This is a genomic window from Geodermatophilus tzadiensis (assembly GCF_003002915.1).
Lineage (GTDB): Bacteria > Actinomycetota > Actinomycetes > Mycobacteriales > Geodermatophilaceae > Geodermatophilus > Geodermatophilus tzadiensis.
The window spans coordinates 264,530-286,384 of the sequence record NZ_PVTG01000002.1 but is presented as its reverse complement, the minus strand read 5'-3'; the positions used below and the strand labels follow the sequence as shown (position 1 = coordinate 286,384).

Annotated in this window: 27 protein-coding genes; 8 read left to right on the top strand and 19 right to left on the bottom strand. The window is 75.7% G+C overall.

All coding sequences use genetic code 11. From position 1 onward, the window contains the following. The first annotated feature begins 2 nt into the window (after positions 1-2). On the top strand, positions 3-533 hold the full coding sequence (locus LY71_RS04455) for a hypothetical protein (protein ID WP_146146053.1): 531 nt from the start codon (positions 3-5) through the stop codon (positions 531-533). Positions 534-539: 6 nt separating this feature from the next. Here LY71_RS04455 and rdgB read toward each other — a convergent pair whose 3' ends face one another. Further along, complete coding sequence (rdgB, locus tag LY71_RS04450; protein WP_106275743.1) at positions 540-1,148, bottom strand: RdgB/HAM1 family non-canonical purine NTP pyrophosphatase; 609 nt, start codon at positions 1,146-1,148, stop codon at positions 540-542. Further along, positions 1,145-1,882, bottom strand: coding sequence for a ribonuclease PH (gene rph, locus LY71_RS04445; protein WP_106275742.1), 738 nt, complete (start codon positions 1,880-1,882; stop codon positions 1,145-1,147). Before rph ends, rdgB begins: the two co-directional genes overlap by 4 nt. A 76-nt stretch (positions 1,883-1,958) precedes the next feature. Here rph and LY71_RS04440 point away from each other — a divergent pair, with 76 nt between their 5' ends. After that, positions 1,959-2,363: a YjbQ family protein gene (locus tag LY71_RS04440; RefSeq protein ID WP_211297136.1), complete on the top strand. Its 405-nt coding sequence runs from the start codon at positions 1,959-1,961 to the stop codon at positions 2,361-2,363. Between the two features lie 47 nt (positions 2,364-2,410). Next, the gene (bcp, locus tag LY71_RS04435) at positions 2,411-2,899 is read left to right on the top strand and encodes a thioredoxin-dependent thiol peroxidase (protein ID WP_106275741.1); all 489 of its coding nucleotides are present in this window, start codon (positions 2,411-2,413) and stop codon (positions 2,897-2,899) included. Positions 2,900-2,905: 6 nt separating this feature from the next. Here the strand turns inward: bcp and LY71_RS04430 are convergent, their stop codons facing one another. Then, positions 2,906-3,496 (bottom strand): QsdR family transcriptional regulator, encoded by a 591-nt coding sequence (locus LY71_RS04430; RefSeq protein WP_211297135.1) that lies wholly within the window; start codon positions 3,494-3,496, stop codon positions 2,906-2,908. A 121-nt stretch (positions 3,497-3,617) separates the two neighbouring features. On the opposite strand from LY71_RS04430, the gene gndA reads away from it, so the two are divergent. Then, complete coding sequence (gene gndA / locus LY71_RS04425) at positions 3,618-5,054, top strand: NADP-dependent phosphogluconate dehydrogenase (protein WP_106275740.1); 1,437 nt, start codon at positions 3,618-3,620, stop codon at positions 5,052-5,054. A gap of 17 nt (positions 5,055-5,071) precedes the next feature. Here gndA and LY71_RS04420 read toward each other — a convergent pair whose 3' ends face one another. The 7 genes from LY71_RS04420 to LY71_RS04390 all read right to left on the bottom strand — a co-directional run bounded on the left by LY71_RS04420 (position 5,072) and on the right by LY71_RS04390 (position 10,145). After that, positions 5,072-5,551 carry a DUF4262 domain-containing protein gene (locus LY71_RS04420; RefSeq protein ID WP_106275739.1) on the bottom strand — a complete coding sequence of 160 codons (480 nt, stop codon included), beginning with the start codon at positions 5,549-5,551 and terminating at the stop codon, positions 5,072-5,074. Between the two features lie 101 nt (positions 5,552-5,652). After that, positions 5,653-6,606 carry a DNA polymerase domain-containing protein gene (locus tag LY71_RS04415; protein WP_106275738.1) on the bottom strand — a complete coding sequence of 318 codons (954 nt, stop codon included), beginning with the start codon at positions 6,604-6,606 and terminating at the stop codon, positions 5,653-5,655. A gap of 176 nt (positions 6,607-6,782) precedes the next feature. Further along, positions 6,783-7,520, bottom strand: a complete 738-nt coding sequence (locus LY71_RS04410; protein WP_106275737.1) for an MBL fold metallo-hydrolase — start codon at positions 7,518-7,520, stop codon at positions 6,783-6,785. A 60-nt stretch (positions 7,521-7,580) separates the two neighbouring features. Then, entirely contained in the window at positions 7,581-8,234 is a 654-nt protein-coding gene (locus LY71_RS04405) for an HAD-IA family hydrolase (RefSeq protein WP_106275736.1), read from the bottom strand. Further along, positions 8,231-9,181 carry a PLP-dependent cysteine synthase family protein gene (locus tag LY71_RS04400; RefSeq protein WP_106275735.1) on the bottom strand — a complete coding sequence of 317 codons (951 nt, stop codon included), beginning with the start codon at positions 9,179-9,181 and terminating at the stop codon, positions 8,231-8,233. The genes LY71_RS04405 and LY71_RS04400 overlap by 4 nt, the downstream gene beginning before the upstream one ends. 43 nt (positions 9,182-9,224) lie before the next feature. Then, entirely contained in the window at positions 9,225-9,503 is a 279-nt protein-coding gene (locus tag LY71_RS04395; RefSeq protein WP_089406223.1) for a MoaD/ThiS family protein, read from the bottom strand. A gap of 168 nt (positions 9,504-9,671) precedes the next feature. Further along, positions 9,672-10,145, bottom strand: a complete 474-nt coding sequence (locus LY71_RS04390) for a M67 family metallopeptidase (protein ID WP_106275734.1) — start codon at positions 10,143-10,145, stop codon at positions 9,672-9,674. A gap of 86 nt (positions 10,146-10,231) precedes the next feature. On the opposite strand from LY71_RS04390, the gene LY71_RS04385 reads away from it, so the two are divergent. Beyond that, complete coding sequence (locus tag LY71_RS04385; protein ID WP_106275733.1) at positions 10,232-10,588, top strand: hypothetical protein; 357 nt, start codon at positions 10,232-10,234, stop codon at positions 10,586-10,588. Here LY71_RS04385 and LY71_RS04380 read toward each other — a convergent pair. Both LY71_RS04380 and clpS read right to left on the bottom strand, forming a co-directional pair. Further along, on the bottom strand, positions 10,527-11,024 hold the full coding sequence (locus LY71_RS04380; protein WP_106275732.1) for a DUF2017 family protein: 498 nt from the start codon (positions 11,022-11,024) through the stop codon (positions 10,527-10,529). The genes LY71_RS04385 and LY71_RS04380 overlap by 62 nt on opposite strands. Then, the gene (clpS, locus tag LY71_RS04375) at positions 11,021-11,317 is read right to left on the bottom strand and encodes an ATP-dependent Clp protease adapter ClpS (RefSeq protein ID WP_106275731.1); all 297 of its coding nucleotides are present in this window, start codon (positions 11,315-11,317) and stop codon (positions 11,021-11,023) included. The genes LY71_RS04380 and clpS overlap by 4 nt, the downstream gene beginning before the upstream one ends. Before the next feature lie 73 nt (positions 11,318-11,390). Here clpS and LY71_RS04370 point away from each other — a divergent pair, with 73 nt between their 5' ends. Both LY71_RS04370 and LY71_RS04365 read left to right on the top strand, forming a co-directional pair. Further along, positions 11,391-12,674: a nicotinate phosphoribosyltransferase gene (locus tag LY71_RS04370; RefSeq protein ID WP_106275730.1), complete on the top strand. Its 1,284-nt coding sequence runs from the start codon at positions 11,391-11,393 to the stop codon at positions 12,672-12,674. A gap of 20 nt (positions 12,675-12,694) precedes the next feature. Beyond that, on the top strand, positions 12,695-13,261 hold the full coding sequence (locus tag LY71_RS04365) for an isochorismatase family protein (RefSeq protein WP_106275729.1): 567 nt from the start codon (positions 12,695-12,697) through the stop codon (positions 13,259-13,261). 149 nt (positions 13,262-13,410) lie between these two features. Here LY71_RS04365 and serB read toward each other — a convergent pair whose 3' ends face one another. Together serB and ctaD are read right to left on the bottom strand one after the other, a co-directional pair. Further along, entirely contained in the window at positions 13,411-14,682 is a 1,272-nt protein-coding gene (serB, locus tag LY71_RS04360) for a phosphoserine phosphatase SerB (protein WP_106275728.1), read from the bottom strand. Between the two features lie 152 nt (positions 14,683-14,834). Continuing rightward, positions 14,835-16,592 carry an aa3-type cytochrome oxidase subunit I gene (gene ctaD, locus LY71_RS04355; protein ID WP_106275727.1) on the bottom strand — a complete coding sequence of 586 codons (1,758 nt, stop codon included), beginning with the start codon at positions 16,590-16,592 and terminating at the stop codon, positions 14,835-14,837. A 214-nt stretch (positions 16,593-16,806) separates the two neighbouring features. Here ctaD and LY71_RS04350 point away from each other — a divergent pair, with 214 nt between their 5' ends. Further along, positions 16,807-17,088: a GlsB/YeaQ/YmgE family stress response membrane protein gene (locus LY71_RS04350; RefSeq protein ID WP_245887657.1), complete on the top strand. Its 282-nt coding sequence runs from the start codon at positions 16,807-16,809 to the stop codon at positions 17,086-17,088. Positions 17,089-17,191: 103 nt separating this feature from the next. On the opposite strand, the gene LY71_RS04345 is transcribed toward LY71_RS04350, so the two are convergent. The 5 genes from LY71_RS04345 to LY71_RS04325 all read right to left on the bottom strand — a co-directional run bounded on the left by LY71_RS04345 (position 17,192) and on the right by LY71_RS04325 (position 21,779). Continuing rightward, entirely contained in the window at positions 17,192-18,016 is an 825-nt protein-coding gene (locus tag LY71_RS04345; protein WP_425433021.1) for a putative RNA methyltransferase, read from the bottom strand. A 26-nt stretch (positions 18,017-18,042) separates the two neighbouring features. Continuing rightward, positions 18,043-19,272, bottom strand: a complete 1,230-nt coding sequence (locus LY71_RS04340; RefSeq protein WP_106275725.1) for an MFS transporter — start codon at positions 19,270-19,272, stop codon at positions 18,043-18,045. Beyond that, entirely contained in the window at positions 19,269-19,772 is a 504-nt protein-coding gene (locus LY71_RS04335; RefSeq protein ID WP_211297134.1) for a metallophosphoesterase family protein, read from the bottom strand. Before LY71_RS04335 ends, LY71_RS04340 begins: the two co-directional genes overlap by 4 nt. A gap of 45 nt (positions 19,773-19,817) precedes the next feature. Then, positions 19,818-20,780, bottom strand: a complete 963-nt coding sequence (locus LY71_RS04330; protein ID WP_106275724.1) for a cytochrome c oxidase assembly protein — start codon at positions 20,778-20,780, stop codon at positions 19,818-19,820. Positions 20,781-20,861: 81 nt separating this feature from the next. Beyond that, the gene (locus LY71_RS04325) at positions 20,862-21,779 is read right to left on the bottom strand and encodes a cation diffusion facilitator family transporter (protein WP_106275723.1); all 918 of its coding nucleotides are present in this window, start codon (positions 21,777-21,779) and stop codon (positions 20,862-20,864) included. Positions 21,780-21,855: the final 76 nt, after the last annotated feature.

Genomic DNA, 21,855 nt, shown 5'->3' with positions numbered 1-21,855 from the left:
TCGTGCCCGCTCGTCCCGCCGTCGCGCCGCCGTCCCCGCCGGAGCCGGTGCCCATGGGCCGCGTGACGCTCGCCTGCGCCGCCCTCGTCGCGCTCGCGGCCGGCGTCCTGCTGCTGCTCGACCGCCCCTGGACCGAGGTCGTGGCCGGCGCCTGCACCGTGCTCGCCGTCGCCTACGCCGTGGTCTTCTGCCTGGGGGCGGTGAGCGTGGCCGGGTTCGTCGCCGGCGCCGGGATGGCCGGGGTGGTGCTGGCGGTGCCCGGCAGCCTCCCGGTCGCCCTCGCCGCCGCGCTGGCCGTGGCGGTGGGCTGCGGCCTCGCCCCGGCGTGGGCGCGGGTGGAGGCGTGGCAGGCCACCCGGACCTCCGCGGGAACCGCCGCCGAGGAGGCGGCCACGTCGGCGTCCGTCGTGCCGCAGCGGCTGCCGGGCCTGTGGCGCACCGACCGCGTGCTGGCCGCCTGGCTGGTGCTGGCGTTCCCGCCCGCGCTCACCGCCGCCGCGGCGGCCTTCGTCACCTGGTCGGCGGGGCGCTGAGCCCGCTCAGCGGTCGCCCAGCTCCTGGGCGACCACCGGCACCAGCGCGGTGAACGCCTGGCCGCGGTGGCTGCGGGCGTCCTTCTCCTGCGGCGCCAGCTCGGCGGCGGTGAGGTCGAGGCCGTCGGGCAGGAACACCGGGTCGTAGCCGAAGCCGTTGCCGCCGCGCGGTTCGCGCACCACGCGCCCGCGCCACTGCCGCTCGACGACGTGCTCGCTGCCGTCGGGGGTGACCAGGGCGGCGGCGCAGACGAAGGCCGCCCCGCGGCGCTCGTCGGGGACGTCGGCGAGCTGGCCGAGCAGCAGTGCGGTGTTCGCCGGGTCGTCGCCGTGCCGGCCCGACCAGCGCGCCGAGAGCACACCGGGCATCCCGTTGAGCGCGTCGACGGTGATGCCCGAGTCGTCGGCGACCGCCGGCAGGCCGGTGTACCGGACCGCCTCCCGCGCCTTGAGCAGCGCGTTCTCGGCGAAGGTCGCGCCGGTCTCGGGCGCCTCCGGGTACTCCTCGACGTCGCGCAGGCCCACCACCTCGACGCCGCGGACGGCGCTCTCCAGCAGCCGCTGCAGCTCGGCGAGCTTGCCCGCGTTGCGGGTGGCCAGCAGCAGGCGGGTCACCGGCCCGCACCCGCCGCCTGCAGTGCCTCCTGCTGCACGCGGGTGAGCTCGGCGCACCCGGCGACGGCGAGGTCGAGCAGCGCGTCGAGGGTCGGCCGGTCGAAGACCGCGCCCTCGGCGGTGCCCTGCACCTCCACGAAGCCGCCCTCGCCGGTGCAGACGACGTTCATGTCGGTGCCGGCCGTCACGTCCTCCTCGTAGGCGAGGTCCAGGCGCGGCTCGCCGTCGACGACGCCGACGCTCACCGCGGCCACCGACTGCACGATCGCGGTCTTCCGCGCGAGCTTGCGCCGGTCGCCCAGCCAGGAGACGGCGTCGGCCAGGGCCACGTACGCGCCGGTGATCGCCGCCGTCCGGGTGCCGCCGTCGGCCTGCAGGACGTCGCAGTCGAGGGCGATGCTGTTCTCCCCGAGCGCGGCCAGGTCGATCGAGGCGCGCAGCGAGCGGCCGATGAGCCGGCTGATCTCGTGGGTGCGCCCGCCGATCCTCCCGCGCACCGACTCGCGGTCGCCGCGGGTGTGGGTGGCGCGCGGCAGCATCGCGTACTCGGCGGTGACCCAGCCCAGCCCCGACCCCTTGCGCCAGCGCGGCACGCCCTCGGTGACGCTGGCCGCGCACAGCACCCGGGTGCGGCCGAACTCGACGAGCACCGATCCCTCGGCGTGGTCGAGCCAGTTGCGCGTGATGGTCACCGGGCGGAGCTGGTCGGCCGAGCGGCCGTCGGGGCGGGTCACGGACGCCGAGCCTAACGACGCGGCCGCGCCGCCTCCCGCCCGGCGAGACGGCCGCGGCTGGGCCACGATCGGCCTCGTGCGATCGGAGCTGCGGGCGGTGCGGACCGGTGGGGTGCCGACGGTGGTGGACCTGACCGGGGAGTGCGAGGAGTTCGTCCGCGGCGAGAGCGACGGCCTGCTGCACGTCTTCGTGCCGCACGCGACGGCGGGCGTGGCCGTCATCGAGACCGGCTCGGGCAGCGACGACGACCTGCTCGCGCAGCTCGACGAGCTGCTCCCCCGCGACGACCGCTGGCGGCACCGGCACGGCAGCGCCGGGCACGGCCGCGACCACGTGCTGCCGGCGTTCGTGCCGCCGCACGCGAGCGTGCCGGTGCTCGAGGGGCGCCTGCAGCTGGGCACCTGGCAGCGGATCTGCCTGGTCGACACCAACCGGGACAACCCGCAGCGGCACGTGCGGCTGTCCTTCCTCGCGGGATAGCCGCCCTCGCTGCCGCGCGGTGGTCCGGGCACGGCAGGATGCCGGGCATGACCGAGACCGCGCCCGCCCCGATCCGCCTCGCGCCCGGCGACCCGGCCCCGGACTTCACCCTGCCCGACGCCGACGGCACCCCGGTGTCGCTCGCCGACCACCGCGGGCGCCGGGTGATCGTCTACTGCTATCCCGCCGCCCTGACCCCCGGCTGCACCACGCAGGCGGTCGACTTCACCGCCGCCGCCGGCGAGCTGGCCGAGGCCGGGCTGGACATCATCGGCATCTCGCCCGACCCGCCGGAAAAGCTGCAGCGCTTCCGCGAGCAGGAGGGCCTGGGCATCACGCTCGTCTCCGACCCGGACAAGCAGGTGCTGGCCGCCTACGGCGCGTACGGCACCAAGAAGCTGTACGGCAAGGAGGTGCAGGGCGTCATCCGGTCGACGTTCGTCATCGACGCCGAGGGCCGGGTGGAGCGGGCCGCCTACAACGTCAAGGCCACCGGGCACGTCGCCAAGCTGCGCCGCGACCTCGGGCTGGGCTGAGCCCGGTCAGCCGGCCCGGACCCCGAGCACGCCGGTCACCAGCGCGTCGCACACCGTGGCCGCGGCCGCGAGGTCGGGCTCGCGCGAGACCATGACGTCGGAGTAGAGGAACGACTCCCCCAGCCGCACCACGGCGTAGGACAGCAGCGGCAGCGGCACAGCCGGGACCAGCCCGAGCTCCTCGACGTCGCGCTCGAACAGCGCGGTGTAGGCCTCGACCAGGCGCGGCTGCACCCGGCCCCGCGGATCGGTGAGGATGCGCAGGGCGGTGGCCGGCTCGTCGTCGAGCAGGCGGCGCAGCGCGGGCGCCGTCCCCAGCAGGCCGCGGTAGTGCTCGATGACGGCGAGGCTGCGCAGCCGGCCGGGCCCGCGCGGCGCGGCCGTGCCGGCGTCGTGGTCGGCGACCGCCCGGTGCAGCGTCCGCTCCGCCAGCCACCACAGCGCCTCGCCGAGGATGGCGTCGCGGTTGCCGACCCGCCGGAACAGGGTGACCCGCGAGATGCCCAGCCGGGCGGCGAGCACGGTGGTGTCGAGGCGCTCCTCGCGCAGGAGGGTGAGCGCGGCCTGGCGGACCACCTCGTCCGGGGGCGCGATCACGCGCCGAGCCTAGGACCGCCGCGACCTGCCGGGACACGGCCGGCACCCGCGACGGGGGGCGCTCCGGCGCGGCACCCGAGCCCTTCTCGCGGGCCCGTCGGGTGCGGCAGCATGGCCGGGCATGAGCCAAGAGATCGGTGTGACCGGGCTGGCCGTGATGGGCGCCAACCTCGCCCGCAACCTCGCGCGGCACGGCTGCCGGGTCGTCGTCCACAACCGCACGCGGGCCCGCACCGACGCGCTGCTGGCCGCCCACGGCGACGAGGGTGAGTTCGTCGCCACCGGGTCGGTGCAGGAGTTCGTCTCCGCGCTGCAGAAGCCGCGGCGGGTGATCGTCATGGTGCAGGCCGGGGCCTCGACCGACGCCGTCGTCGAGGAGCTGATGGCGGTGCTCGAGGCGGGCGACGTGCTCGTCGACGGCGGCAACGCCCGCTACACCGACACGATCCGGCGCACGGCGGCCTGCGCCGAGAAGGGCGTGCACTTCGTCGGCGCGGGCATCAGCGGCGGCGAGGAGGGCGCGCTGCTGGGGCCGAGCATCATGCCCGGCGGCTCGGCGGAGGCCTACGCGCTCGTCGGCCCGCTGCTGGAGGGCATCGCCGCCGTCGTGGACGGGACGCCCTGCTGCACGCACGTCGACGGCGACGGGGCCGGTCACTTCGTGAAGATGGTGCACAACGGCATCGAGTACGCCGACATGCAGCTCATCGCCGAGGCCTACGACCTGCTGCGGACCCGGCTGGGCATGTCGCCCGCCGAGATCGGCGAGGTGTTCGCCGGGTGGAACGAGGGCGACCTCGACTCCTACCTCATCGAGATCACCGCCGAGGTGCTGCGGCACGTCGACGCCGACACCGGCCGGCCCTTCGTCGACGTCGTGCTCGACCAGGCCGAGCAGAAGGGCACCGGGCGCTGGACGGTGCAGTCGGCCCTGGACCTGGGCGTCCCGGTCAGCGGCATCGCCGAGGCGGTGTTCGCCCGCGCGCTGTCCGGGCACGCCGAGCAGCGCGGCCCGGCCCGCGAGGCGCTGCCCGGCCCGGCCGCGCCGCCGGAGCCGGTGGCCGACCGCGAGGGCTTCGTCGAGGCGGTCCGCCAGGCGCTCTACGCCTCCAAGGTGGTGGCCTACGCCCAGGGCTTCGACCAGGTCGCCGCCGGGGCGCAGGCCCACGGCTGGCGCGTCGACCGGGCGGCGCTGGCCACCATCTGGCGCGGTGGCTGCATCATCCGCGCCCGCTTCCTCGACCGGATCCGGCAGGCGTTCACCGACGACCCGGGCCTGCCCACGCTGCTGGTGCACCCCTACTTCCGCGACGCGGTCGCGCAGTGCCAGGAGGGCTGGCGCACCGTGGTCGCCGAGGCCGCCCGCGCCGGGGTGCCCGCGCCGGGCTTCGCCAGCGCCCTGGCCTACTACGACGGCCTGCGCGCCGAGCGGCTGCCGGCCGCGCTGGTGCAGGGGCTGCGCGACCTGTTCGGGGCGCACACCTACCGGCGGGTCGACCGGGAGGGCGCCTTCCACACCCTCTGGTCGGAGGACCGCAGCGAGCGGCCGGTCGGCTGAGCGACCGCGGCCGGCCCTCACGCCGTCCAGGTGCCCGGCCGCGGCTGGCCGTGGGCCCCGCCGTCCCAGCCGGCGTCCCAGGGCCAGCAGCCGGCCGGTGAGGCCCACGCCAGCTGCTGCGCCGGCACGGAGTACTCGGCCGGCCGCTGGTACCAGCGGTTGGCGCCGAGCAGCACCTCCCCGGGGTTGGGGCACTCCTCGACGACGAGCGCCTCCCCGGCGGCCTCGACCAGCTCCCCCGGCACCAGCGACCGGCCGGCGACGACCTGCCCCGCCACCGCGTCGAGCAGGGCGTGCGTCGCCGGGGCGCTGCGGGCGACGACGACGAGCTCGGGGTGGCCCAACCCGAACAGGCCGATCGTGTAGCCGAAGGCCGGCTCCCCCGGGCCCTCCCCCGGGCCGACGTACTGGACGGCGAAGCGGGCGCGGCGGATGACGGCGGCGAGGTGGGCGTCCTCCTGGTCGAGCCAGGCGGTGGTCTGCGGGTCCGTGCTCATGACCGGGAGCCTGCGGGCGGGGGCCGACAGGACGCGTCCGCGCGCGGCCGGTGGTGGACGGGCGCGCTCGCTGTGGACGGCGGCGGGCGGATCGTCGGTGCTCAGCCCTCCTCGGCCCGCTTGGCCCGGGCCCGGCGCCTGCCCTCGTGCATCGCGGCCACCCGCGCGACCGGGATGGTGTGCCCCTGGGCGACCAGGTCGGCGGGCAGCTCCTGCGGGTCGGGCAGCAGCGCCGTCCACGGGTCGCCGTCCCCGAGCCGCTCCGCCGCCGTCGCCACGGTGACGTCGCCGGGCCGCACCGCGGGCAGGTCGGCCCACGCGACCGGCGCCGACACCGGCAGGCCGGGGCGGATGCGGGGGCTGTAGGCGGCGACGATCGTCGAGGAGCCCGAGCGGGTGGAGTCGAGGAACACCCGGCCGTGCCGGTCCTCGCGGATGTAGGCGGTCGTGGCCAGGTCGGGGTCGAGCGCGGCGGCGCGGGCGGCCAGCGCGCGGGTGGCGGCCGCGGCGTCCTCGGGGCCGGCGCCGCGCACCGGGACGACGACGTGCACGCCCTTGGAGCCGCTGGTCTTCACCGCGCCCGCCAGCCCGGCGTCGGCCAGCGCCCGCCGCACCAGCTCCGCGGCCCGCACGACGACGTCGAAGTCGGCGCCCTCCGGCGGGTCGAGGTCGAGCACGATGCCGGTCGGCTCGGCCTCCGCGCCCGCGCGGAAGAACGGGACGTGGAACTCCACCGCCCGCTGGTTGGCCAGCCACAGCAGCGTGCGGCGGTCGTCGCAGAGCACCTGGTGCACCTCGCGGTGCGCGCCGAAGGACCACACGGGCACGGTCCGCACCCAGTCCGGCGCGCCCTTGGCGACGTTGCGCTGCATGAACGGGTCCTGGCCGGGCCGCACGCGCTTGACCGACAGCGGCCGGCCGGCCAGCTGCGGCACCAGCCTGTCGGCGAACGCGTCGAGGTGGTCGACCAGGTCCCCCTTGGTCACCCCGAGACCGTCGCCCAGCGGCGCGTCGAGGCTGGTCAGCCGGACGCCGTCCCGTTCGTCGTCGACCACCGGCCCACCGTGCCGCCTCCCCGCGGACCCGGCAAGGGCGGCGCCGCGGCCGGTCGCCGGTGCGCGTCCTCCCGCACCGCGGCGCGTCCTCCCGCACCGCAGCGCGTCCGACCGGACGGTGCGCGGTCGGGTGGGACGCGCCGGGATCAGGTCACCTGATCGTCGCCCCGGTCCCCTCAGATCTGGTAGGTGGCGCCCGGGCGGACCAGCTCGGCGGCCGGGAACACCGCCCGCGCGTCGGCCAGCTGGGCGGCCGGGTCGACCCAGGGCGGCACGTGGGTGACCAGCAGCCGCCGCACCCGGGCGGCCGCGGCGGTCTCGCCCGCCTGGCGGCCGGTGAGGTGCAGGTCGGGCGGCAGGTCGTCGCGCTCGGGGTGGGCGGCCTCGGCCAGCAGCACGTCGGCACCCCACGCGAGGTCGACGACGGCCTGGCAGGGCCCGGTGTCACCCGTGTAGACCAGGGAGCTGCCGTGCGCGGTGAGCCGGATGGCGTGGCACTCGACCGGGTGCGCGGTGCGGGCGGTCTGCACCTGGAAGGGGCCCAGCACCGCCGAGACCGGGGTGACCGCGAAGTCGAAGACGTCGGTGAGCGGGGCGCCGTCGCCGTCGTAGGCGCGGGCCAGCCGCCGGTCGGCGCCGGCCGGGGCGATCAGCGGCAGCCGGCGGCCCGACGCGCGGCCGGAGTAGCGGTGCCAGACGACCAGCGGCGCCACGTCCAGGCAGTGGTCGGCGTGCAGGTGGGACAGGTAGACCGCGTCGACGGTGTCGGGGTCGGCCAGCGCCTGCAGCGCCCCGAACGCCCCGTTGCCGAGGTCGAGCAGCACCCGGAAGCCGTCGTGCTCGACCAGGTAGGAGGAGGCCGCCGACGTCGGGCCGGGGCCGCTGCCGGAGCACCCGACGATCGTGAGCCTCACGCCGCGTCCCCCTGCCGGCCCCCGCCGGTTCCCTGCTCGCTCTCCATGGCGCGCGCCAGGCTAACCGCCGGCCGGCAGCACCGACCCGGCGGCCACGGTGAGCACCCCGTCGGCGAAGCGCACCCCGGTGAGGTCCCGGACGACGACGTCCGCGCCGGCGCCCACCGCCCGGGAGCCGACGCCCAGGACCCGCGCACCCGCCGCCCGGCCCGCGGCCACCCCGGCGAGGCTGTCCTCGACCACGACGGTGTCCTCCGGCCGCAGCCCGAGCAGCCGGGCGCCCAGCAGGTAGGCCTCCGGGTCGGGCTTGCCCACCCGCACGTCGTGCCCGGTGACCAGGGCGCCGGGCAGCGGCAGGCCCGCGGCGGTCAGCCGGGCGGTGGCCAGAGCGGGCGTGCCGGAGGTGACGACGGCCCACACCTGAGGGGGCAGGGTCGCGAGGAGGTCCGCGGCGCCGGCGATCGCGGGCACCGTTCCGGCGTCCTCGAGCTCGTAGCGGTCGATCAGCGCGGACGCCTCGCTGCGCCGTCCCTCGGCCACCAGGTCGGCGACGGTGTCGGCCGCCCGCCGTCCGTGGACGACGGCCAGGACGCGTACCGGGTCGAGCCCCTGCTCCCGCGCCCACCGCGACCACGAGGCGGTGACGGCGGCGTCGGAGTCGACCAGCACGCCGTCGTTGTCGAACAGCAGCCCCCGTGCGGGGAGCTCCGTCACGCCCAGAGCTGGCCCTCGAGCGCGGAGGTGGCCTCCTCCAGCGTGCCGGCGTAGGCGCCGGTGGACAGGTACTTCCAGCCGCCGTCGCAGACGATGAACACGATGTCGGCCCGGCGCCCCGCCGCGACCTCCTTGTCCGCGACGCCGAGCGCCGCGTGCAGGATCGCCCCGGTCGAGATGCCGGCGAAGATGCCCTCGCGCTCGACCAGCTGCCGGGTGCGGTGGATGGCGTCCTCGGGGCCCACGGAGAACCGCGAGTCCAGCAGCGAGGCGTCGTAGAGCTCGGGGATGAAGCCCTCGTCGATGTTGCGCAGGCCGTAGACCAGCTCGCCGTAGCGCGGCTCGGCGGCGATCACCTGGACGTCGGGCTTGTGCTCGCGGAAGTAGCGCGAGCAGCCCATGAGCGTGCCGGTGGTGCCCAGGCCCGCGACGAAGTGGGTGATCGAGGGCAGGTCGGCGAGGATCTCCGGGCCGGTGCCGGTGTAGTGCGCCTCCGCGTTGGCCGGGTTGCCGTACTGGTAGAGCATCACCCAGTCGTCGTGCTCGGCGGCCAGCTCCTTGGCCATCGCCACGGCCTGGTTCGAGCCCCCGGCCGCCGGCGAGTCGATGATCTGCGCGCCGTACACCTGCAGCAGCTGCCGGCGCTCCACCGAGGTGTTCTCCGGCATGACGCAGATCAGCTGGTACCCGCGCTGCCGGGCGACCATCGCCAGCGAGATGCCGGTGTTGCCGCTGGTCGGCTCGAGGATGGTGTCGCCCGGCGACAGCGTCCCCTCCTTCTCCGCCGCCTCGATCATCGCGATGGCGGCGCGGTCCTTGATGGACCCGGTGGGGTTGTGGTCCTCGAGCTTGGCCCACAGCCGCACGTCGGGGGTCGGCGACAGCGAGGGCAGCCCGACCAGCGGGGTGCCACCGAGGGAGTCGACGAGGGAGGCGAAGCGGGCCACGGGAGCTCTTCCGGGAGTAGGAGGGGAGGACGGCGGGACGGCGTCAGCAGCCGCCGGCGACCGCCGGGAGGATGGTGACGGAGTCGCCGTCCTTGACCTGGGTGTCCAGCGCACCGGTGAAGCGCACGTCCTCGTCGTTGACGTAGACGTTGACGAAGCGGTGCAGCTTGCCCTCCTCGGTCACCAGCCGGCCCTTGAGGCCCGGGTGCTTGGCGTCGAGGTCGTCGACGAGCGCGGCCAGGGTGTCCCCGCTGCCCTCGACGGTCTTGTTGCCGCCGGTGTGGGTGCGCAGGATGGTCGGGATCCGGACCTCGATGGCCATGGTGTGCGGTTCTCCTCAAGAAGGGGTCGGGACGTGCGGGGACGCCGTCGGTGCGGCGGGTGTCGGTGCGGGCAACGCCCGACGAGCGCGGGCCATTCCGGACGGCTGGCCCCCTCGCAGGGCCCCGCGGCGCGCGGAGCGCGTCGTGGGGGGCGAGGGGGTCCTTCCTCAGTCGTAGACGACGGTGGTCGGCGAGTGGCCGAACAGGTAGGACTCGACGACCTCGACGTCCTCCTCGGTCACCTGCCCGTCGACGATCCGGAAGCTGCGGAACTCGACGTCGTCGCCCTCGAGCCCGGTCCGCTCCCCGTGGTGGCGGGTGGAGACGAGCACGTAGTGCGCGTTCGGCTCGGACGCGTAGCTGACGTCGGTCCGCGAGGGGAACGCCTCGGTGGCGGTGTGCGAGTGGTAGACGACCACCGGCTCCTCGTCCCGGTCGTCCATGTCCCGGTACAGCCGCAGCAGGTCACCGGAGTCGAACTCGTAGAACGTGGGCGACCGCGCGGCGTTGAGCATCGGGAGGAACCGCTCGGGCCGGTCGCTGCCCTCGGGGCCGGCGACGACGCCACAGGCCTCGTCCGGGTGGTCCTCCCGGGCGTGGGCCACGATGGCGTCGTAGGTCGCGCGGTCGATGCGCAGCACGGTTCCCAGTCTAGGCGGCGGCCCGGACGCCGGTCCCGGGCGGTGGCCGGGCCGACCCCCGCCGTCCACCGATACGGTGCGGACCCGTGGTGCTCGAGCTGGTCATGGTCGTGGGCGTGACCCTGCTCGCGCTGCCCGCGCTGTGGCTCGGCGCCCGCGGGCTGACCCGGCGGACCGGGCACTACAGCAGCGACGTCACCGCCGACCGCGTCTCGCTGGTGCTGCTGGTGACCTCGCGCGCGCTCACCTGGCTGCTCGTCCTGCTGCTGTCGGTGGTCGTGCTCGTCTGCGCCGTCGGCGCCTGGCTGCGCGACCTGGAGATGCCCAGCCTGGTGTCGGTGTTCTTCGTCCTCGACCTGCTGCTCGCGGTGCTGGTCCTGCTCACCTTCGGCCGGCGCGACCGGCGGCGACCGCGTCGACGAGCGACCCCTGCAGCGCGGTGAGCCAGTAGTAGACGGCCAGCTGCTGGCCCTCCTCGCCGGTGGGGTCCTCGGGCGGCTCGGTCTCCTCGGTGACGCCGATCCGCTCGCCCAGGGCCAGCCGCAGGTCGTTGGTGGTGCGCAGCCACGCCCCGGCCTGGTCCGGGTCCAGCCGCACCTCGCCGCCTCCGGCGGGCAGGGAGGCCCGGACGGCGGCCAGGTCGTCGGTCTTGCCCGCGCGCAGCGCCGACTCGGTCAGCTCGCGGTAGTCGGCGGCGATCTCCGGGTCGGTGCGGTGCCCGGCCGGCAGCAGCCGCGCCATGACCGGGTCGCCGTCGACGTCGTCGGCGTCGGCGGTGAGCAGCTGCTCGAGCTGGTCGAGGAGCAGCCCGAGCACGCCGGCCTCGGCCGGCTCGAGGCGGGCGACGACGTCGTCCCGCTTGCGGCGGAAGGGCCTCATGCGTCCTGCTGGTAGGTGGCCCACAGGCCGTAGGCGTGCAGCCGGCTGGTGTCGTGCTCCATCCGCTCTCGCGGGCCGGAGCTGACGACCGCCTTGCCGTCGTTGTGCACCTGCAGCATCAGCGTGGTCGCCGTCGGCTCGTCGTAGCCGAACAGCTCCCGCAGCACGTGGGTCACGTAGGTCATCAGGTTCACCGGGTCGTTCCAGACGATCGTGACCCAGGGCCGGTCGAGGTCGGCGGTCTCCTCGACCGTGGTCTCGGGCGTCCGTGTGGGCGCGAGCGGTCCGGCCATCCGACCACCATAGGACGGCGCCTCCCCGGGTTCACCGGGTCCGCCCGCCGTGGCCGACCTAGGCTCCGGTCCCATGCCGACGGGTCCCGCCCTCCTCACCGACCGGTACGAGCTGACCATGGTCGCCGCCGCCCTCGCCGACGGCACGGCCGACCGCGACTGCGTGTTCGAGGTGTTCGCCCGGCGCCTGCCGCACGGCCGCCGCTACGGCGTGGTCGCCGGCACCGGCCGGCTGCTGGAGGCGCTGCCGCACGTCCGCTTCGGCGACGAGGAGCTGGCCGCGCTGCGCGACCAGGGCCTCGACGACGCCCGGCTGCTCGACTGGCTGGCCGACTTCCGCTTCGGCGGCGACGTCTGCGGCTACGCCGAGGGTGAGCTGTTCTTCCCCGGCTCCCCCGTGCTCACCGTGCGGGCGCCCTTCGCCGAGGGCGTGCTGCTGGAGACGCTGGTGCTCTCGGTGCTCAACCACGACAGCGCGATCGCCTCGGCCGCCGCGCGCATGGTGGCCGCGGCCTGCGAGCGGCCCTGCATCGAGATGGGCTCACGCCGCACCCACGAGCAGGCCGCCGTCGCCGCCGCGCGGGCCGCGCACCTGGTCGGCTTCGTGTCCACCTCCAACCTGGAGGCCGGGCGGCGCTACGGCGTCCCGACGACGGGCACCAGCGCGCACGCCTTCACGCTGCTGCACGACGACGAGAAGGCCGCGTTCGCCGCCCAGGTCGAGGCCCTCGGGGTGGGCACCACGCTGCTGGTCGACACCTACGACGTCGTGCAGGGCATCCGCAACGCCGTCGAGGTGGCCGGCCCGGGGCTCGGGGCGATCCGGCTGGACTCCGGCGACCTGCCCACGCTGGCCACCGCGGCCCGCCGGCAGCTCGACGAGCTCGGCGCCACCTCGACGCGGGTCATCGTGACCAGCGACCTCGACGAGTTCGCCATCTCCGGGCTGATGGCCGCCCCGGTCGACGGCTACGGCGTCGGCACCTCCCTGGTGACCGGCTCGGGCGCCCCGACGGCCGGCATGGTCTACAAGCTCGTGGAGCGCGACGGGGTGCCGGTGGCCAAGCGGTCGGAGGGCAAGAACTCCGTGGGCGGCCGCAAGACCGCCCTGCGCCGGCACGACGCCGACGGGACCGCGACCGCCGAGGTGGTGAGCAGCGCAGAGGTGGAGCCGCGGGAGGGCGACCGCCCGCTGGTGGTCGACCTGGTGCGCGGCGGGGAGGTCGTGGCCCCGGCGTCGCCGCCCGAGGCGCTGGCCGCGGCGGCCGCGCACCACCGCCGGGTGCGGGAGGCGCTGCCGGCCGAGGCATGGGCGCTCTCCCGCGGGGAACCGGTGCTGGAGACGGTGACGGCGTGAGCCCGGACGGAGGAGCCGCGATGACCCGCGCGCTGGTGGTGGTCGACGTGCAGAACGACTTCTGCGAGGGCGGCAGCCTCGCGGTGGCCGGCGGCGCGGCCGTGGCCGGGGCGATCAGCGAGCACGTGCGCTCGGCCGGGTACGCGCACGTCGTCGCCACCCGGGACCACCACGTCGACCCCGGCGGCCACTTCGCCGAGCAGCCGGACTTCCTGGACACCTGGCCGGCGCACTGCGTGGTGGGCACCGGCGGCGAGGAGCTGCACCCGGCGCTGGACCGCGGGCCGATCGAGGCGGTGTTCGACAAGGGCGAGTACGCGGCGGCCTACTCCGGCTTCGAGGGGCAGGCCGGCGGGACGCCGCTGGCCGACTGGCTGCGCGGGCACGGCGTGGACGCCGTCGACGTCGTCGGCATCGCCACCGACCACTGCGTGCGGGCCACCGCCCTCGACGCCGTCGCCGCGGGCTTCGCCACGCGGGTGCTGCTGCACCTCACCGCGGGCGTCGCCGAGGCCTCGACGGAAGCGGCCCTGGAGCAGCTGCGCACCGCCGGCGTCGACCTGGAGGGTGCGGTCACGCGGGGCTGAGGGAGCCGCCTCGAGGTGAGCCGCCCCTGCGAGTGGTCGTGCCCGGTGGCGGGCCCGGAGGGTCCCCGCCGGGTGCGACGGCTGGGCTCAGCGCAGCCCGGGGACGGTACCTGGCCGCGGTGCCGTCCGGAGGACGGCGATGTCACAGCTCACTGCGCTTCCAGCACCTCGTCCCGCGTGAAGCCGAGGACCTGCAGGACGGCGTCCAGGTAGGGCTGGTTGAGCGCGGTGTGCGCCTGCTCGCGCACAACCGGCTTGGCGTTGAAGGCGATGCCCAGCCCGGCGGCGTTGAGCATGTCGAGGTCGTTGGCGCCGTCGCCGACGGCCACTGTCTGGTCGAGCGGGATGCCGTGCTCGGCGGCGAAGCGGGCCAGGGCCCGGGCCTTGCCGGCGCGGTCGACGATCTCGCCGACCAGCCCGCCGGTGAGCTTCCCGTCGGCCACCTCGAGGGTGTTGGCCGCGGCGAAGTCCAGGCCCAGGGAGGCGGCGAGCGGGTCGGTGATCTGGCTGAAGCCGCCGCTGACGACGCCGCAGCGGAAGCCCAGCCGCTGGAGGGTCCGGATGAGCGTGCGGGCGCCGGGGGTGAGCTCGAGGTGCTCGCGGACCTCGTCGAGCACCTCCACCGGCAGCCCGGCCAGCGTGCCCACGCGGGCGCGCAGCGACTCGGCGAAGTCCAGCTCGCCGTTCATCGCCGCGGCGGTGATGCGGGCGACCTCGGCGGCGCGACCGGCGCGGGCGGCGAGCTCGTCGATGACCTCGCCGCGGACCAGCGTGGAGTCGACGTCGAGCACGATCAGCCGCTTGCTGCGCCGGGCCAGGCCCACCTGCTCGACGGCGATGTCGGCGCCGGTGCCGGCGGCGACGGCGCCGAGCGCGGTGCGCAGCGCCGTGGCCTCGGCGCCGGAGACGGTGAGCTCGAAGCTGGTGACCGGGTAGTCCGAGAGCCGCCGGATCGCGTCGATGTTGCCGCCCACGCCGGCGATGGCGGTGGCCGCACCGGCGACCGCGCCGGGCGGCACCGGCCGGCCGAGCAGGATCACGTGGTGCGGGCGCCCCCCGCGGGCGGCTCCCGGGCCGGGGTCGGACGCCGACTCGACCTCCACCTGGACGCCGGTGGCCGCGGCGACCCCGGCGGCGAGGCGCCCCAGCCCGGCGAGGAAGGCGGCCTCCTCGGCGGCCCCGCCGGCCGGCCCCTCGACCGGCACGCTGCCCAGGACCACGCCGAGGACCAGGTGCCCGTGCACGACGACCTGCTCGACGTCGACCACCTCGACCGGCGGGATCCCGTCGGTCCCCTCGGCGAGCGCGGCGAAGAGCCGGGCGGTGACCCCGGGCCGGTCCGCGCCGGTGACCGTCAGCAGCGCGCGGGGGCCGGGCGCGGCGGTCGCCGGCGGGGTGCGGGGAGCGGGGTCGAGCGACACGGCGCCATCGTGCCGCACCGCCCGGCACCGGCCGCCGAGCGGTGCGGTGCGTCCGGTGAGGCCCCGGACACGGCGACGCCCCGCCGGCCGGAGCCGACGGGGCGTCGCAGGTGACGTGCTGGAACGACCCTCCTGCAGGGGAGGGTCCTTCCTCAGAACGGGTCGGGGTCGTTCGGGCCCTGACGGGGACCGGAGTCGCCGGCCAGCTCGCTGACACCGGCGTAGGGCTCGTGCCGCTTGCCCACGTGCGCCTCGCGCTGGAGCCGCTCGATGAGGTGCGGGTAGTGCGCCTCAAACGCGGGGCGCTCCGACCGGATCCGCGGGATCTCGGTGAAGTTGTGCCGCGGCGGCGGGGACGACGTCGCCCACTCCAGCGAGTTGCCGTGGCCCCACGGGTCGTCGCGCAGCGCGAGCCGGCCGTACTTCCACGACTTGGCCACGTTGTAGAGGAACGGGATGGTCGAGGCGCCGAGGACGAACGAACCGATCGTCGAGATCACGTGCAGCGTGGTGAACCCGTCGGTGGGCAGGTAGTCCACGTACCGGCGCGGCATCCCCTGCGTGCCCAGCCAGTGCTGCACCAGGAACGTCGCGTGGAAGCCGATGAAGGTCAGCCAGAAGTGCAGCTTGCCCAGCCGCTCGTCCATCATCCGGCCGGCCATCTTCGGGAACCAGAAGTAGATGCCGGCGTAGGCGGCGAACACGACGGTGCCGAAGACGACGTAGTGGAAGTGGGCGACGACGAAGTAGCTGTCGTTGACGTGCCAGTCCAGCGGCGGGCTGCCGAGCAGGACGCCGGTCAGGCCGCCCAGGAGGAAGGTCACCAGGAAGCCGACCGAGAACAGCATCGGCGTCTCGAAGGTGATCTGGCCGCGCCACATGGTGCCGATCCAGTTGAAGAACTTGATGCCGGTCGGCACGGCGATCAGGTAGGTCATGAACGAGAAGAACGGCAGCAGGATGGCGCCGGTCGCGAACATGTGGTGCGCCCACACCGCCAGGGACAGGCCCCCGATGAGCAGGGTGGCGGCGACCATGCCCTTGTAGCCGAACAGCGGCTTGCGCGAGAACACCGGAATGATCTCGGTGATGATGCCGAAGAACGGCAGGGCGATGATGTAGACCTCGGGGTGGCCGAAGAACCAGAACAGGTGCTGCCACAGCATCGGGCCGCCGTTCTCGTCGGAGAAGACGAGGGCGCCGAGGTTGCGGTCGGCCAGCATCGCGAGCAGTGCCGCGGTGAGGATCGGGAACGCGAAGAGCACCAGCAGGCTGGTGACCAGGGTGTTCCAGGTGAAGATCGGCATCCGGAACAGGGTCATGCCCGGCGCCCGCAGGCAGGCGATCGTGGTGATGAAGTTGACCGCGCCGAGGATGGTGCCCAGCCCGCTGACGGCGAGCCCGGCGAACCACAGGTTCGCGCCCACGCCGGGGCTGTGCACGACGTCGGACAGCGGGGCGTAGGCGTACCAGCCGAAGTCGGCCGCGCCACCGGGCGTGAAGAACCCGCTGATGAGCATCAGGCTGCCGAACAGGAACAACCAGTAGGAGAACGCGTTCAGCCGCGGGAACGCCACGTCGGGCGCGCCGATCTGCAGCGGCATGATCAGGTTCGAGAACGCGAAGAACAGCGGCGTCGCGAACATCAGCAGCATGACCGTGCCGTGCATCGTGACGAGCTGGTTGTACTGCTCGGGCGACAGGAACTGCAGTCCCGGCTGGCCCAGCTCACCGCGGATCAGCATGGCCATGAACCCGGCCACGACGAACCAGAGGAACGAGGTGGCCATGTACATCAGGCCGATGGTCTTGTGGTCCGTGGTCCGCAGCAGGTTCGAGAGCCGCGCACCCCGCTGGACCTCGCGAGCCGGGCTCGGCCGGCTCACGATCGGTGCAGGCGCGATCGTCACGCCCGCAGCTTAGACCGTGGTGGGGACGCCCGTCCGAGCCGATCGGCCAGGCGCGTCGGGGGTCCGCCGACCCGGCCGGGTGCCCCGGTCGGGTGAAGCTGCCCCGTGGAGATCATCTCGGGTTTCCGCCCAGCTCAGACGGGGAACCACTCCGTCCGGCCCCGGAGATCCCGGGCCTCGGCCAGACCGGCCCATCTCCTTCAGGAGGTCCACCGTGGATCTGCTCTGGAACATCATCGTGCTGATCGTGGTCGGTGCGATCGCCGGCTTCATCGCGCGGGCCGTCGTCCCCGGCAAGCAGTCCATGAGCGTCGGCATGACGATCGTGCTCGGCATCATCGGCTCCTTCGTCGGGAACCTGCTCGGCAGCCTCATCAGCGGCCGCGGCTTCGAGCTCGGCACCGCCGGGATCATCGGCTCGATCATCGGCGCCATCGTGGTGCTGCTGGTGTACGTCTTCGCCACGCGGGGACGCAGCCACCGCACGCACGTCTGACCCGACAGCGGGCCCGCCCGACGCCTCGGCGGACGGCGGGAGCCCGACAGCACACCCAGCAGGGGCCCGGCCGGTCGGCCGGGCCCCTGCTGCGTCCCCGGGGTCAGACCGTCCAGGTGGTGACGTCGACGGCGAGCGTCACCCGCACCCGCTCCGGCAGCTCCCCCACGGCCGCGGCGAGCCGCTCCCGGGTCAGGTGCCGGGCGTGCGGACCCATGCCGACGACGGTCGTCACCGTCCGGTGGTCCAGCTCGAGCACCTCCCGGTGCGCCGCTCCCCCGGCCGGGGCAAGGTGCGGCTCCAGCGACGCCGACAGCCGCGCCGCCTTGTCCGGGTCGACCCGCAGCAGGCCCAGGGGGCCGACCAGCTCGGCGAGGTGGTCGGGTGCGGGGGTGGCCACCACCAGTCGGCCGCCGGGGCGCAGCACCCGCGCGGTCTCCGGGCCGTTGCGCGGGGCGAAGACCACCGTGACCCGGTCGACGGCGGCGTCGCGGACCGGCAGCCGCGCCCACGTGTCGGCCACGACGGCCAGGGCGCGGGGCGAGGCCCCGGCCGCCCGGCGGGCCGCGTAGCGCGACGAGTCGAGCACCACGCCGACCGCCGAGGGCAGCCGGTCGAGGACGCCGGCGAGGTGGTGGCCGGTGCCGCCGCCGAGGTCGAGGACGGCGTCGACGGGACCGTCCCCCGCGGCGACGACGTCGGCCAGGACCCGGGTCAGTCCGGCGAACGTGCCCGCCGAGAGGACCTCGGCCCGGTCGGCCACCATCGCGGCGGTATCGCCCGACGGTGGCGTGTGGCCCGGCGGCAGCAGCGTCACGTGTCCCTGGCGCGCGCGGTCGAAGGCGTGCCCGGCCGGACAGCGCAGCCCGGCGTCGCCGGGCAGGGCCGCCAGCCGCTGCCCGCAGACCGGGCAGGCGAGCAGCGCCACCGCCCGCGGCGGCCAGGGCCGCCGGCTCACCGGGGTGCCGCCGCCACCGGCTGCGCGGCCGGGGGCGGCACCTCGGCCGCCCGGCCGGGGACCACCCCGACGGCCAGCAGCGCCGCGACGGCGCCGAGGGCGAACGCCGCCGGGTAGCCGGGGCCGCCGTCGGCCAGGAGCGCGGCCACCGGCACGGTCAGGGCGGCGGCCAGGTTCTGCACCGTGTTGTGCGCGCCCAGCGCCCGCCCCGCCCAGGCGCTGCCGGCCTGCTCGGCCACCGAGGTGAAGGCCACGCCGTTCGGGCTGACCGTGGCGATCGCGGCGAGCGCCACCGCGGCGGCCGCGACCGCGGGGCCGAGCACGTCCGGCGTCAGGACGGCGACGAGCGCCAGCAGCCCGACGACGGCGCCCACCGCGCCCGCCACCCGGCGCAGCGGCCCCAGCCGGCTGCCCACCCGGTCGGACCACACGCCCGCGCCCAGCCGTGCGGCCACGCCGCCGACCTGGGTGACCGCCAGCAGCGTCCCGGCGGCCGCGGCGGCCCACCCGGCCTCGTGCACCAGCCAGTCGAAGGCCAGCCCGGCGACGGCGAACTGCGGCACCACCAGCAGCGTGCTGGCCGCGTGCACCCGCCACAGCACCGGGCTGCGGTAGGGCGAGGCCGGCCGCGGCGCGCCGTCGGCCCGCGGCGGGCGGGCCGGGTCGCGGACCAGCAGCGCCACCAGCACGGCCGCGACCGCGCACCCGGCCGCGAGGAACGCGAAGGCGCCGCCGGGACCACCGGTGGACAGCCGCGGGAGGAGCAGCGCGGCCAGGCCCACGCCCATCGGCTGACCGGCCTGCCGGATGCCCATGGCCAGCCCGCGCTGCTCGGGCGGGAACCAGCCGAGCACCAGCCGGCCGCTGGCCGCGTGGACCGACGCGCTGCCGGCGCCGGCCAACAGGAGCCACAGCCCGGTGGGCAGTGCCGCGTCGGCGAGCGCGGCACCGGTCAGCGCCGCGGCGGCCACGGCCAGGCCGCAGGAGAGCACGAGCCGCTCGCCGTACCGGTCGGCCAGCGCTCCCCAGGCCAGCAGGGTGAGCACCAGGCCCGCCGTCGGCGCGCTGACCAGCAGGCCGACCTGCGGCAGCGTCAGCCCCTCGGCGCGCAGCGCCACGGTGAGGAAGGGCAGCCCGTTCTGCGCCGCGCAGGCGGCCACCAGCCCGACGAGGCCGACGCCGAGGTGGCGCCAGCGGGCGCGCGGGGGTCCGGTCGGGGCGCTCACCGGGCGACCGGGTGGAACGTCACCTCGGAGAGGACGCCGTCGGCGGCGACGGCGGTCACGAAGGTGCCGTGCGGCTGACGGCGCCGGTCGGTCGGCGAGCCGGGGTTGAGCAGCCGCAGCCCGGTCCCGGTCGTCGTGTTCCACGGGATGTGGCTGTGGCCGAAGAAGAGGACGTCGGTGTCGGGGAACCGGGCGGCGCACCGCTCCTCGCGCCCCCTCGCGTCGCCGGTCTCGTGGACGACGGCCATCCGCAGCCCCTCGACCTCGGCCCGCGCCACCTCCGGCAGCCGCTCGCGCAGCGGGCCGTGGTCGTTGTTGCCGTGGACGGCGAGCAGCCGGCGGGACCGCTGCTCGAGGACGTCGAGCAGCGCGACGTCGACCCAGTCCCCGGCGTGCACCACCAGGTCGGCGGCGTCGACCGCGGCCCACAGCGCGCGCGGGAGGTCACGGGCCCGCTTCGGCACGTGCGTGTCGGCCATCACCACCAGCGAGACGGGCACCGGGCCATCGTCGCAGGACACCCGCGGACGACGGCGTCCAGCGGGTCAGGAGCCGGAGCGGGCGGCCAGCGCGCGCAGGCGGGCGTTGTAGGCCTCGAGCTCGGCGTCGTCGGTGCGCTCGGCGACCCGGGCCTGCTGGCGGCCGCGGCGCTCCTCCGACCCCATCCAGGAGAACAGCACGACGGCGAGGACCAGCACCGTCGGCAGCTCGCCGAAGGACCAGGCGATGCTCCCGGCGGTGCTCTGGTCGGCCAGCGGGTCGACGCCCCAGCCCGCCGGCGGGTCGGCGAAGGTCCGCACGACCAGCGACGAGGACATCATGATCGCCACGCCGAAGAAGGCGTGGAACGGCATCGGGATCAGCAGCTCGAGCATCCGGCCGCCGTGGCCGACCTGCCGCGGCCACGGGTCCTGGCCCAGGATCGGCCCGAAGAACAGCAGCCCGGTCACGGTGAAGTGGGCGAGCATGAACTGGTGCCCGACCGGGTCGCCCATGAGGGCGTCGAAGACGGGCGTGAAGTAGACGCCGTAGAGGCTGACCAGGAACAGCGGCACGGTGAACAGCGGGTGCGAGACGAACCGCGCGAACCGGCTGTGCAGCGCGTCGAGCAGCAGCGCCCGGGGGACGGCGGCCACTCCCCTGCCCCGCGGCAGCGTGCGCAGCGCCAGGGTCACCGGCCGGCCGAGCAGGACCAGCAGCGGCGTGACCATCGACAGCACCATGTGCTGGGCCATGTGCAGGCTGAACAGCACCATGCTGTAGCCGGCCAGCCAGGTGCCGGTGACGGCGACCAGCGACAGGCAGCCGGCCGCGAACGACGCCGTCCGCCACCAGGGCCAGGCCACGCCCGACCGGCGCAGCCGCACGACGGCGACCGCGTAGGCCAGCAGGCCGACGAGGGCGAGCACCGGCAGCACCGACCAGGCGTCCAGGTGGGGCAGGAACAGCCGCCCCCACGTGGGCGGCTCGCCGGGCACCCACATGCCCGAGTGGTGCCCGTGCTCCACCCCTACCTCCGGTCTCGTCCGCGTTCGTCCTCCACTGTCCCACTCCTGACGCGGTGGAGCGGGCCCCTCTGCGGGGTCCTCTCAGTCGTGGACGGGGGCCTCGTGGCCGGCGTGCGCCTCGGCCTCGATCTGGAAGGTGCAGTGGGCGACGTCGAAGTGGGCGCCCAGACAGCTGCCGAGGGCGTCGAGCACCCGCCCACCGTGCCCGGCGGCCAGCGCCTCGTCGGTGACGACGACGTGCGCGGAGAGCACCGGCAGGCCGGAGGTGATCGTCCAGGCGTGCAGGTCGTGGACGCCGATGACGCCCGCGACGCTGAGCACGTGCGCGCGCACCTCGTCGAGGTCGACGTCGCGGGGCGCGGCCTCCAGCAGGACGTCGAGCGACTCGCGCAGCAGCGACCACGCACGCGGCAGGACCAGGCAGCCGACCAGCAGCGCGCCGATCGTGTCCGCCGGCGTCCACCCGGTGACGGCGACGACGCCGCCGGCGACCAGGACCGCGATCGACCCGAGCGCGTCCCCGAGGAGCTCCAGGTGCGCGCCGCGGACGGCGAGGGAGTCGCGGCGGCCGCGGTGCAGCAGCGCCAGCCCGGCGAGGTTGGCGGCCAGGCCCGCCGCGGCGACGGCGAGCACCACGCCGGCGTCGATCTCGGGCGGGTCGCCGACCCGGCGGACGGCCTCGACCACCACGACCACCGCCACCGCGGCCAGCAGCAGACCGTTGGCGACCGCGGCGAGGATCTCCACCCGCTGCCAGCCGAACGTCCGCCGTCCGCGGGCCGGGCGCTGGGCGAGGGTGACCGCGCCGAGGGCGAGCCCCACGCCGAGCGCGTCGGTGGCCATGTGCCCGGCGTCGGCGAGCAGCGCCAGCGACCCCGACACCAGCGACCCGACCACCTCGGCGACCAGGACGGCCACCGTCAGCGCCAGGACGACGGCCAGCCGCCCGCGGGACGCGCCCGCGGCGGTGCCGTGGTCGTGCCCGTGCCCGGCTCCCATCGGCTCACCTCCCCGAGCAGTGTCCCCCGGACGGCGCCGCCCCCTGCCCGGACCTGCCGGGAGGGGGGGTCCTTCC